This is a genomic window from Bifidobacterium saguini DSM 23967 (assembly GCF_000741715.1).
In the GTDB taxonomy this organism is placed as follows: domain Bacteria; phylum Actinomycetota; class Actinomycetes; order Actinomycetales; family Bifidobacteriaceae; genus Bifidobacterium; species Bifidobacterium saguini.
Genome location: NZ_JGZN01000008.1, coordinates 119,054 through 131,343, shown reverse-complemented (window position 1 = coordinate 131,343; position 12,290 = coordinate 119,054). Strand labels below are relative to the sequence as shown.

General features: G+C 57.1%; 7 protein-coding genes. 6 read left to right on the top strand and 1 reads right to left on the bottom strand.

The features are described from left to right. The first annotated feature begins 68 nt into the window (after positions 1 to 68). The 5 genes from gltB to BISA_RS06580 all read left to right on the top strand — a co-directional run bounded on the left by gltB (position 69) and on the right by BISA_RS06580 (position 10,607). Positions 69 to 4,640, top strand: a complete 4,572-nt coding sequence (gltB, locus tag BISA_RS06600) for a glutamate synthase large subunit (RefSeq protein ID WP_033890933.1) — start codon at positions 69 to 71, stop codon at positions 4,638 to 4,640. A 1-nt stretch (position 4,641) separates the two neighbouring features. Further along, on the top strand, positions 4,642 to 6,180 hold the full coding sequence (locus BISA_RS06595) for a glutamate synthase subunit beta (protein WP_033890932.1): 1,539 nt from the start codon (positions 4,642 to 4,644) through the stop codon (positions 6,178 to 6,180). A 188-nt stretch (positions 6,181 to 6,368) separates the two neighbouring features. Continuing rightward, positions 6,369 to 8,009 (top strand): peptide ABC transporter substrate-binding protein, encoded by a 1,641-nt coding sequence (locus BISA_RS06590; RefSeq protein WP_033890931.1) that lies wholly within the window; start codon positions 6,369 to 6,371, stop codon positions 8,007 to 8,009. A 209-nt stretch (positions 8,010 to 8,218) separates the two neighbouring features. Continuing rightward, complete coding sequence (locus BISA_RS06585) at positions 8,219 to 10,102, top strand: DUF5696 domain-containing protein (protein WP_033890930.1); 1,884 nt, start codon at positions 8,219 to 8,221, stop codon at positions 10,100 to 10,102. A gap of 40 nt (positions 10,103 to 10,142) precedes the next feature. Further along, positions 10,143 to 10,607, top strand: a complete 465-nt coding sequence (locus BISA_RS06580) for a membrane protein (RefSeq protein WP_033890929.1) — start codon at positions 10,143 to 10,145, stop codon at positions 10,605 to 10,607. Positions 10,608 to 10,811: 204 nt separating this feature from the next. On the opposite strand, the gene BISA_RS06575 is transcribed toward BISA_RS06580, so the two are convergent. Continuing rightward, entirely contained in the window at positions 10,812 to 11,888 is a 1,077-nt protein-coding gene (locus BISA_RS06575; protein WP_051917384.1) for a hypothetical protein, read from the bottom strand. A gap of 68 nt (positions 11,889 to 11,956) precedes the next feature. Here BISA_RS06575 and BISA_RS12260 point away from each other — a divergent pair, with 68 nt between their 5' ends. After that, the gene (locus tag BISA_RS12260; protein ID WP_051917383.1) at positions 11,957 to 12,187 is read left to right on the top strand and encodes a hypothetical protein; all 231 of its coding nucleotides are present in this window, start codon (positions 11,957 to 11,959) and stop codon (positions 12,185 to 12,187) included. Positions 12,188 to 12,290: the final 103 nt, after the last annotated feature.

Here is a 12,290-nt window from a genome sequence, read left to right as displayed (position 1 = left end):
CGCTGTCAACAGCAACTTAGAGAAGTGGCGCGTTGTTAGCGTGCCCATAAGTAATTGAGGTGATTTCGGTGACATTCAAAGCCCCGCTTGATCTCACGGTCCATGCTCCGGACGGCATGTATGACCCCTCCAACGAGCATGACGCCTGTGGTGTGGGTATGGTCACCACTCTGAACAAGCGTCCTGAACACAAGATCGTCAAGGACGCCATCGAGGTGCTGGTTAACCTCGATCACCGTGGTGCTGTGGGTGCCGAAGAGAACACAGGTGATGGCGCCGGCATTTTGATGAGCATGCCGGACGAGTTCATGCGTGCCACGGTTCCGGCCGAACTGCCGGAAGCCGGCCATTATGCCGCAGGCATCGCATTCCTTGACCGTGATATCGAAACTTCCGGCCAGCAGGAACAGGCCATCGCCAAGATCGTTCGTGAAGAAGGCCTCGAAGTCCTCGCATGGCGTGTGGTTCCCACCAACCCGGATGGTCTCGGCCTACAGGCGCTGGCCGCAATGCCGGGCTTCAAGACCTTGGTCGTCGCATCCGAAGACGGTTCCTTGGGTGGTGTGGAGCTTGACCGCAAGACCTTCCGCATCCGCAAGCGTGTGGAGCATGAGGTGGGTGTCTACTTCGCATCCCTTTCCGCTCGTACCATCACGTACAAGGGCATGCTCACCACCATGCAGCTCACCCACTTCTTCCCGGATTTGGTTGACGAGCGCATGAAGGCTACCGTGGCCATCGTCCACTCCCGCTTCTCCACCAACACGTTCCCGAGCTGGCCGCTCGCTCAGCCGTTCCGCCTGCTGGCTCACAACGGCGAAATCAACACCATTCAGGGCAACCGCAATTGGCTCTCCGCCCGCGAAGGCCGCCTGAGTTCCGAACTGCTCGGTGAATTCAAGCCGCTGCTGCCCATCACCACTCCGGGCTACTCTGATTCCGGTACGTTCGATGAATGTCTCGAACTGCTGCACCTTGCCGGTCGCTCTCTGCCGCACGCCATCTGCATGATGTTGCCTCCGGCATGGGAGAAGAACAACGATCTCGACCCGGATGTGCGTGCTTTCTACGAGTACAACAACACGCTGATTGAGCCGTGGGATGGCCCGGCAGACATCGTCTTCACCGATGGCACCCAGGTGGGTGCACTGCTTGACCGCAACGGCTTCCGCCCTGGCCGCTGGCAGCTTACCGACGATGGCTACATCGTGCTCGCATCCGAAGCCGGAGTGCTGCCGGAAACCGAGCAGGATCACATCGTGTCCAAGGGCCGTTTGGAGCCGGGCAAGATGTTCCTCGTGGATACTGCCGAAGGCCGTATCATCCCGGATGAGGAAATTAAGAAGAACCTCGCAGCCCAGCACCCATACCGCAAGTGGGTGGAAGGCAACTCCGTGGAGCTCTCCGACCTACCGAAGCGTGAGCATGTGAGCCACTCCGGTCAGTCCGTGCAGCGCCGTCAGCGCGCATTCGGCTACACCGAGGAAGATTTGAAGCTGCTGCTCACCCCGATGGCCAACACCGGCAAGGAGCCGCTTGGCTCTATGGGCAACGACACCCCGTTGCCGGCTCTTTCCAAGCGCAGCCGCATGCTGTTCGATTACTTCACCCAGAAGTTCGCACAGGTTACTAACCCGCCGCTGGACTGGGAACGCGAGGAAATCGTCACCTCCCTCGAATCCGCCATTGGCCCCGAGCCGAACCTGTTGGCCGATTCCGAACTGCATGCCAAGAAGATTCTGATTCCGCTGCCTGTGGTCAACTCCGATGAGATGGCTCAGCTGAAGCGACTCGACCGTGCCCGCATCTTGGGCGACTACTACCGTCCGTACGTGGTCAAGGGCCTGTATCAGGTAGCTGGCGGCGGCAAGGCTCTGGAAGAGCGTTTGGATGAGATTTTTGCTGAAATCGATGAGGCCATCGAAAACGGCAAGAACTTCATCGTGCTTTCCGATCGTGACTCCAACCACACGTGGGGTCCGATTCCGTCCCTGCTGCTGACCGCAGCCGTGCAGCACCACCTGCTGCGCCGCCATACTCGCACCCAGATTTCTATGGCTGTCGAGGCCGGTGACGTGCGTGAGATTCACCATGTGGCACTGCTCATTGCTTACGGTGCCGCCTGCGTGAACCCGTATCTGGCCTTTGAATCCGTGGAGAACCTGGCACGTACTGGTTACCTCAAGGTGGACGAACGCACCGCCGTGAAGAACCTCACCAAGGCTCTCTCCACCGGTGTGCTCAAGATTATGTCCAAGATGGGCGTCTCCACCATCATGAGCTACCGTGGCGCACAGCTGTTCGAAGCCGTGGGCCTGAGCCAGGAAGTTGTGGACGAATACTTCACCGGCACCACCTCCCGTGTGGGTGGCGTTGGCCTTGATGAAATCGCCGAGGAAGTGGCTATCCGCCACCGCGTCGCTTATCCGAACCAGTGGACTGCGGCACCGCATCGCAACCTGCGCACGGGTGGCGATTACAAGTGGCGTCGTACCGGCGAAGATCACTTGAACGATCCGGAAGCCATCTTCCTGCTCCAGCAGTCGACCCAGCGCGGCGACTACCAGATGTTCAAGAAGTACTCGCACCACATCAACGACACTTCGAACCGACTCATGACCCTGCGTGGCCTGATGAAGTTCAAGAACACTCGCAAGCCCATTGACATCTCCGAGGTCGAGCCGGCCAGCGAAATCGTCAAGCGCTTCTCCACCGGCGCCATGAGCTATGGCTCCATCTCTCAGGAAGCCCACGAGACGCTCGCCATCGCCATGAACTCCATTGGAGCACGCTCCAACTCCGGCGAAGGCGGCGAATCCGAGGACCGTATCAACGATCCGCAGCGATACAGCCGTATCAAGCAGATTGCATCCGCTCGCTTCGGCGTAACCTCTGACTACTTGGTGCACGCCACCGATCTGCAGATCAAGCTTGCCCAAGGTGCTAAGCCGGGCGAAGGCGGCCATCTGCCGGGTGCCAAGGTTCCGCCGTGGATTGCCCATGTGCGTCACGCCACCCCGGGCGTGGAACTCATCTCCCCGCCGCCGCACCACGATATCTACTCCATCGAGGATTTGAAGCAGCTGATCAACGATGCGAAGATGGCCAACCCGAAGGCTCGTATCCACGTCAAGCTCGTCTCCGAGTTCGGTGTGGGCACGATTGCCGCAGGTGTGGCCAAGTGCCATGCCGACGTTGTGCTGATTTCCGGCAACGATGGTGGTACGGGTGCAGCTCCGCTCAACGCCATCAAGCACGCTGGTACCCCGTGGGAGATTGGCCTGTCCGAAACTCAGCAGACGCTGATTCTGAACGGCCTGCGCTCCCGCATCGTCGTCCAGTGCGACGGCGAGCTCAAGACCGGCCGTGACGTGGTCATCGCAGCGCTGCTTGGCGCCGAGGAATTCGGCTTCGCCACCGCTGCCCTGATTGTCGAAGGCTGCGTCATGATGCGCGCATGCCAGAAGAACACCTGCCCTCAGGGCATCGCCACTCAGGATCCTGAGCTTCGCGCTCGTTTCCGCGGCAAGCCTGAGCATGTGGTCAACTTCTTCATGTTCATCGCTGAGGAAGTGCGCGAGATCCTGGCCGAGCTCGGTTTCAAGACCCTCGAGGAGGCCATCGGCCACGTTGAATGCCTCGACCAGAACGAAGCCATCAAGCGTTGGAAGTCCGACGGCATTGACCTGAGCAATGTTCTGAAGCAGGCCGGCCCAGTTCCGGGCACCATCCTGCACCAGACCATTGAGCAGAACCATGAGCTTGAAAAGGCCTTGGACAACGAGCTCATCAAGCTCGCCGAGCCGGCGCTTGAGCGCAAGGAGCCCGTGCGCATCGAAATGCCGATTCGCAACGTCAACCGTACTGTCGGCACGATGGTCGGCTACGAGATCACCCGCCGCTACGGCGAGGAAGGTCTGCCGGACGACACCATCGACATGACCCTGCACGGCTCTGGCGGCCAGTCCATCGGCGCCTTCATTCCGCGCGGCGAGACCCTGCGCATCTACGGCGAAGTCAACGATTACGCCGGCAAGGGACTCTCTGGTGGCCGCATGATCGTTCGTGCCGAGGAAGGCGTCACCTTCGACAAGCATGAGAACGTCATCGCCGGCAACGTCACCGGTTTCGGTGCCACCTCCGGCCAGATGTTCGTGGCAGGCCGTGCAGGCGAACGCTTCGCCGTGCGTAACTCCGGCGCCACGTTCGTGGTGGAAGGCGTGGGCGATCACGGCTGCGAATACATGACCGGCGGCACTGTGGTGGTGCTCGGTCCAACCGGCCGTAACTTCGGCGCAGGCTTCTCCGGTGGCAACACCTACGTGCTTGACCTTGACATGAAGAAGGTCAACCCGGGTGCCATCAAGTCCGGCAGCCTCCTGTTCAAGTCTTTGAATGCCGAAACCGCCAAGCTGGTGCACGACCTCGTCAAGCAGCATGCTGAAGAGACTGGCTCCCAGTTCTCTGCAGCCCTGCTCGAGGACTGGAACGAAACCGTCAAGCGTTTCACCCATGTGGTGCCGAAGCAGTATCTGGCTATGACCAAGGCTATGGAAGAAGCCAAGGCCAACAACATCGATTTCAATTCGCCCGGAGCCTGGGAAGAGGTTTACGAGCACGTCACGGAAGGAGTGCGCTGACATGGGCGACCCAAGAGGATTCCTGAAAGTCCGTACCCGCCGCGAGCTGGCTGAACGCCCCATCGAGGAACGTATCAAGGACTGGTTCGACGTGCACGCCGAATCCGGTCTGCAGCCGTGGACCCGCGAGCAGGCCGCACGTTGCATGGATTGCGGCACCCCGTTCTGTATGACTGGCTGCCCACTCGGCAATGTGATTCCTGAATGGAATGATCTGGTCCGCCAGGGCAAGTGGGAGGACGCTTACAACCGTCTTTCCCAGACCTCCAACTTCCCGGAGTTCACCGGCCGCATCTGCCCGGCACTGTGCGAGCAGGCTTGCGTGCTTGGCATTCACCAGCCGCCGACCATGATTAAGAACGATGAGGTCACCATCATCGATCAGGCATGGGAGCTCGGTTATGTCAAGCCTCTACCGCCGCAGCGCCTGACCGATCAGACCGTGGCTGTAGTTGGCTCCGGTCCTGCAGGTCTTGCTGTGGCACAGCAGCTGACCCGCGCCGGCCACACTGTGGTTGTCTACGAAAAGGATGATGCGCTCGGTGGCCTGATGCGTTACGGCATTCCGAACTTCAAGCTCGAAAAGGGTCTGATTGACCGCCGTATCGAGCAGATGGAAGCCGAAGGCACCCGCTTCCGCACCAATGTGGAAATCGGCAAGGACATCTCTTGGGATGAGCTGCGCGATCGTTACGATGCTGTGGTTGTGGCTATCGGCTCCCGTGTGCCTCGCGATATGAAGATTCCGGGCCGTGAGCTCGACGGCATCCACTTTGCTCTCGACTTCCTGCCGGATGCCACACGCCGCGTCTTCGGAGTCAAGCCCGTCAACGACATCACTGCCAAAGACAAGCATGTGGTGGTCATCGGCGGTGGCGACACCGGCTCCGACTGCCTCGGTACTTCCATCCGTCAGGGTGCCAAGTCCGTCACCGTGCTGCAGATCATGCCGAAGGAGCCGACCTCACGTCCGGATAATCAGCCGTGGCCTACCTTCGCTCGTCTCTACCAGAAGACCACGTCGATGGCCGAAGGCGGCGAATATCTGTACAACACCGATTCCGTGAACTTTGTCGGTTCCGAAGAGGAACAGTCCAAGGTCACCATTGAGAACTCTGCCACCGCGGAAGGTTTCGTGGCTGATGAACGCGGTCACGTGACCGGCCTGAAGATCGTGAACGTGGCTCCCGGCGAGAACGGACCGTTCACCCGCCAGCCTGGAACCGAGCGCGTGATTCCGGCTGATCTGGTGCTTATCTCCGTGGGCTTCCTGCACCCGGATACCACCACGCTGGTCGATCAGCTGCCGGTCGAGCTTGACAAGCGCGGCAACATCGCCCGCAACGACAACTTCGCCACCAGCCAGGATGGCGTGTTCGTCTGTGGTGATGCCGGTCGTGGTCAGAGCCTCGTGGTCTGGGCCATTGCGGAAGGCCGCTCTTGCGCCGCCGCTGTGGACGAGTATCTATCCAGCGAGAAGACCAGCGAGCTGCCGGCCCCGATCAAGGCGTCCGACCGCCCGATGATGCTGCCTCGCTGAAAGCCGCTATAGGTCTACTCAAGTACTTAAAGCGGCTTGAGCTCTCTTAAAAACCCCTGCTATGTTTCAGTAGGGGTTTCTTGTTTCTTGTTTCTTGTATTTCGAGATTATGCATAGTTAGTTAACATGACCCTCCTATGTTGTTCTTTCGTCGTTATAACGCGACAACAACACTGTGGGAGAGAATTATGAAAACACGCCACATCACCTCATTGGTTGCGGCCGGAGCGGCTATCGTCATGCTGCTCAGTGGTTGCGGATCGACTGGTTCGTCCAGCAATGCCAGCAGCACGGCAGGTTCCAATATTATTTCCGTCTACGGCAGCGAACCTGCACACCCGCTGTTTCCAGGCGCTGTGACCGAAGCTGGCGGCGGCAAGGTTGTCGATCAGCTGTTTGCAGGCTTGGTTACGTACGATGCCAAGGGTGGCATTCACAACGAGGTGGCTGAGAGCATCACCTCCAGCGACAATGCCACGCATTACGTTATCAAGATTAAGAAGGGTTGGAAGTTCACCGACGGCACGCCGGTCACCGCTCATTCCTTCGTGGATGCATGGAATTACACTGCCAACAGCGCCAACAAGCAGGGTAGCGCCAGCTTCTTCAGCACCATCCAGGGTTATGACGATTTGCAGAAGTCGGATGTTGACCCGAGCGCCACGCTCTCTGGTCTGAAGGTTGTGGACGATTACACCATCGATGTGAAGCTCAGCCAGCCTGATTCCGCATTCCCGGTCAAGTCTGGCAGCCATGCATACATGCCGCTTCCGGAATCCGCGTTCAAGGATCCGAAGAAGTTTGGTGAGAACCCGGTTGGTAACGGCCCGTACAAATTTGTCTCTTGGAGCCACAACCGCAGCATCAAGATGGTCAAGAACCCTGACTACAAGGGCAATCGCGTGGCCAAGAACGATGGCCTTGACTTCATGATCTACACTTCTCCGGACTCCGCCTATGCTGATTTGCGCGGTGGCAACCTGGACTTCACTCATGCCATCCCATCCACCGCACTGAAGACCTTCCAGTCCGATAAGTCAATCAAGGCCTACAACCAGCCCGGTGGCAACACCCTCACCTTCACCATCCCTGAGTGGCTTGACCACTTCGGTCAGAATGAGGAAGGCAACCTGCGTCGTCAGGCCATTTCCATGTCCATCGACCGCAAGACCATCGCTGAGAAGATCTTCAACAACACGTCCACGCCGGCCGTTGACTTCATTGCTGCGCCAATCAGCGCCTACTCCAAGAACCTCAAGGGCAATGAAGTGCTGAAGTACAACCCGAAGAAGGCCAAGGAACTGTGGGCCAAGGCCAACGCTATCTCCCCGTGGAGCGGCGACTTTAAGATCGCCTACAACGCCGATGGCAACGCCAAGGGGTGGGTTGAGGCTGTGTGCAATTACGTCAAGAACACGCTCGGCATCAATGCCGAGGGCGCTCCAATGTCCACTTCCGATGAGTTCCTTTCCAACGTGGACTCCGGCAAGATGACCACCGCATACCGCAGTGGTTGGGGGCCGGATTATCCGTCCGCAGACAACTACTTGGTGCAGCTGTATGCTTCCAGCTCCGCCGATGGCAAGGGCGCGAACTCCGGCAACTACAAGAACCCTGAGTTCGATGCGCTGATGGACAAGGCTCTTTCCGCGTCCTCCACTGAGGAAGCTGACAAGTACTACCAGCAGGGTGAGGAGATTTTGCTGCAGGATCTTCCGGCCATTCCGCTGTGGAACCAGAACGCCACCGCAGTGAGCACCCAGTCCGTCTCCGGCGTCGAATTCGATTATGGTGGCGGCCCCGTGTTCACCGAGCTAACCAAGAAGTAAATCTGTCGATTAGCGCGATCGCAGTCATCATTCGCGACTGCTAACCGTGAACGATAAACTGCGTAGGTGCATAATCAGACGCCCGTTTGTCTCAGATGAGGCAGGCGGGCGTCTTGCCGCAAATCGATGTTTTGCCGCAGTCGAACTGTACAATCCAAACCATTGCCAACACTGAGGCAGCTATACAACAGAAACGAGGAGTACCTCTCATGGAATTCACCGTATCCGGGACCACCGTGCGATTCGATGAACGAACACTGCAGTTCGTTTTCACGCGCAGCGGAGCCGAATGGAGCACTTGCGCTGATGCCGTACCAAGCCTGACAGCAAGCCAAGGAACATTCGCATTCACTGATGCCGTATCCATTACACATGAGCAGCGAGAAACCGGAACCGGCGTTGGCATCCGCAGCATATACACAGGGTTCGGCCACAGTGCATACGCATTCGAAACCTATGTTTGGGTGGAGCGTTCCTCCGGCGACGTGTTGTTCGAATGGATTCCACTCAATGAACAGGGGCTGAACGTTACAAACGTGGCGTGGCCTGCTCCGTTTGCCTTCGATCGTGCAGACGAACACGATGCAACATTGATTACGCACGAGCAGGGCGTGCTTATTCCTAATACCTGGCCGACCGCAGTAACCACTCAAGACATCGCCTTCGATGGCCGATACGAAACAGCCGGTGGTTACATGCCGTGGTTCGCGCAGATTCGCGCTGATGCCCACGCGTACATCGCCATCTGCGAAACCCCGTGGAATGCGGGCTACAGCATCGACCATCCGGAAAACGGTCCGTATACACACATCGGCACATGGTTCGAACCCAGCCTTGGCACGATGAACTACCGCCGTGTAATCCGTTACCGTTTCCTCGATAACGCGGACCATACCGCAGTATGCAAAACCTACCGTGCCTACGTGGACGAACGTGGCCATTTGCGCACGCTCGCCGAAAAAGCCGCACGCAATCCTTCCGTACGCGATTTGATTGGTCGTTCCTGGGTGCACGTCGGCATCAAAACCAAAGTGCAGCCCGACTCGTCCTTCTATGATCCGGAACATCCCGAAAAGAACGATTCGCTGGTCACCTTCGCGCAGCGTACCAAGCAAATGCAAACCTTGCATAGCATGGGTGCCGGCCGTCTCTACATGCATTTGGATGGTTGGGCACAGCCGGGATACGACAATGCCCACCCTGATTATCTGCCAGCGTGCGAGGAAGCAGGCGGCTGGGAAGGTATGAAGGCGCTGGTGGATGCCGTTCATGAGCAGGGCGACATTTTCGGCACGCATGATCAATACCGTGACTACTACTTCACCGCACAAACCTTTGACGCCAACAATGCCATTCGTTTGGCGGACGGCACTATGCCCGAGCACGCGCGTTGGGCAGGCGGCCACCAAACCTACCTGTGTGCCGAACTCGCACCTGACTATGTGCGCCGCAACTTCGCTGAAATCGCAGCACATGGCGTTGATTTGGATTGCGCGTATCTGGACGTATTCACCTGCAATGAGGGCGACGAATGCTCCAACCCGGAACACCGCATGACCCGACGTGAATGCTACGAACGCCGCGCTGAATGCTTCGAATACCTGCTTTCACACGGCATCCTGTCTTCTTCTGAAGAAGTATCGGATTGGGCTGTGCCGAGCCTCGTGTTCTGCCATTACGCACCATACGATTTCCAGATGCGTTCGCCCGCGCAGCCGCGCCAAGGCGTGCCGGTACCGCTGTATAACCTCGTCTACCATGACTGCGTCATCGAACCGTGGATGATGGAGCGCGTGGTGGATGGCGACGATTATATGCTTTACGCCCTGCTCAACGGCGGTGCTCCATACCTGATTCGCGACGCCGCCTATGTCGGCGTGGATGGTGACATGGATGATGAGCAGCGCGCCCGCACGGAAAACGACATCGAACGCTGCCATCAGGTCGCGGCCTTCCACGAACGAATCGGCATGCAGGAACTGGTCCGTCACGAGTTCGTTGACGGCGATCCCTTGGTGCAGCGTTCCGTGTTTGCGGATGGCACGTCGGTTACTTGCGATTTCCATACGCAGACCTACCGCATAAGCGAGTAATATAGCCATCAGTGTCAACGTCGAAACAGGAGTAGATTACATGCCGAATCGTGCAGAACGTCGTGCCCAAGCCAAAGCCAACCGTAGGGGAGTGCCTTCGCAGTACGACCAAACCCAAGGCCGCGGCCGCTCGGGAATGATTGACGAATACCAGCTGCAGCAGAAGTCCATTCGTTTGCAGGATGGCACGGATGGCAAGGAATGGAAGCCGAGCGGCGGCAAGGTCGAGGAGACCGAAACCCTGCTCACCACCAATCCGAACTATACGAATCCAAAGATGTTCAAAGCACCGCATTCAGTGCGCCAGTGGTTCCGCGTGGGCAGCTGGACGCTGATTGCCCTGGCCATCATCGCATTCTTTGTGGTGATGTGGCTGCCGAGCCATCCGATGTGGCTCATCGCCACTGTCTCCGGCGTATTCATCGTCGGCGTGGTGAGCCTGTTCTTCACCGCCGGCAATTCGAAGGACAATCCGAACCTCGATCAGAACGGTACCGCCGTCTGATTCGGTGCTGGTAGCCGTAACCGGTTGTAACAACAGGCTGTAATAGGTCGTAAGCAGGCAGTAACTGTGCGCACGTACGAATAGAACTCGCAGTTACTGCCTGTTTTGTATTGAAAAGAGGCAGTAACTGCGCGGCGGTTTCGTGAACACGCGCAATTACTGCCTCCAATTACTGCTTCTTTCAAGTAACTTATCGGGCGTTTGCTACTGGATCGCCTCGCATTCGCCTCGATGAATCGCTTCAGCGGCCTTATCCGTGAAATCATCCATCAAATATTGTTCGTGATGATTCTGCGCGGCGTACTGCGCGCTTTGCTTAAGCCACTTCGCGTCTGCTCCCAAATACTTGATGGCATAACTGCTCGTCACGCCCTCAAAACGATTCACGCCATTCTGCACCACCACTGGTGGCTGAATAGTGCCGCAATACATATGAATGGCATGGTGGGCGAGCTCATGGCGAATTGCCGCGGCAGGGGCGTAATCCGTGTCCCAGCCGCTAGCATTCGCGTTAGCGTAAATAACGTTTGGCGTAACCGGGCAATAATATGCAAACGTTTCTTTGTCTTCGAGAGCCTGCATATCCGGATTATTGGAAGAAGACTTGGTGCAGTATTGCTTGCCGGCATTGAAATCCCAATTGACTTGCAATCCGGCAAGCTCCACGATTTTTTGGGCGCTTTCGGCATAATTGGAGCCCATATTATTGGCTGCTGATGCAATCTTCGGCTCCAAGTCCGCCCATAACGGCTTTAATTCCACGGAATTCTGGCCATCAACCGTATACGTGTCACCATTGGTGCCTTTGAGTGTGATTTGCACTTCAAGCGGCTCGCCCTTCTTGAAATGAGCCTCTACCGTATCCGTATCGGTTTTGTAGGAGGCGATGATGTCGTCCATCTCATCAGCATCGACGCCAATAGTGTCTCCGATCAGTTTCAAATTATTGGAATACTTGCCTAGCACGGCGATGAAGTCGGTCACATATTTGCCACCATCATCAGTAATCGGAATGCGGTACTTATCCATAAAGCCCTGTAAATCAGTGAGTGCTTCCTGACTGTACTGCTCGTATTTACCATTAACGTATTGGTATGTTTCCTGATATGAAGGGCGATCCTTCATTGTGATGTAGGTGACTTTGGGCTGAGTCTGTTGCTGTTGCTCCGCTTGACTTTGTGCCTGCTGAGCGGCGTCATTAAACGCCTTGTTTGCCATAGCTGCAAAGCCAGCGGTAACTGCAATGAACAACAGAATCGGTATGAGAACTACTGAAATCACAATGGCTGCGATACCGCCGCCGCTCAGACCGCGTTTTTTCCTTACCGGTTGTGTGTAATAGTACTGAGATGGTGCAGGGCGCGGATTTGCCGGTACATGCGAGGCGGGTGGATTGTTCGGGCGTGCGCCAGATTGTGCATATGGATTGGATTGCTGAGCGTACGGGTATTGCTGCTGAGGATACGGATTCTGCCGAGGATTGGTTGAATTGGTGTACTGGGGGTATGGATGTGATTGCTGCGGCGGATTCCCTTGATATGAAGGTCCGCCATATTGGCTGGGTTGGCTGGGTTGATTAGCCTGATTAGGTGGATATGGATTGGGCTGATGCGATGGTGATGGCTGGCCTGTCTGTCCATATGGGTTTTGTGGTTGTTGCCTGGTCATGTTACCCCTTCGATT

What these genes read in the sequence shown, in the direction of transcription:
- BISA_RS06595 (WP_033890932.1), top strand. Translation starts at nt 4,642, where the DNA reads ATGGGCGACCCAAGAGGATTCCTGAAAGTCCGTACCCGCCGCGAGCTG.
- BISA_RS06590 (WP_033890931.1), top strand. Translation starts at nt 6,369, where the DNA reads ATGAAAACACGCCACATCACCTCATTGGTTGCGGCCGGAGCGGCTATC.
- BISA_RS06585 (WP_033890930.1), top strand. Translation starts at nt 8,219, where the DNA reads ATGGAATTCACCGTATCCGGGACCACCGTGCGATTCGATGAACGAACA.
- BISA_RS06580 (WP_033890929.1), top strand. Translation starts at nt 10,143, where the DNA reads ATGCCGAATCGTGCAGAACGTCGTGCCCAAGCCAAAGCCAACCGTAGG.
- BISA_RS12260 (WP_051917383.1), top strand. Translation starts at nt 11,957, where the DNA reads ATGGTGCAGGGCGCGGATTTGCCGGTACATGCGAGGCGGGTGGATTGT.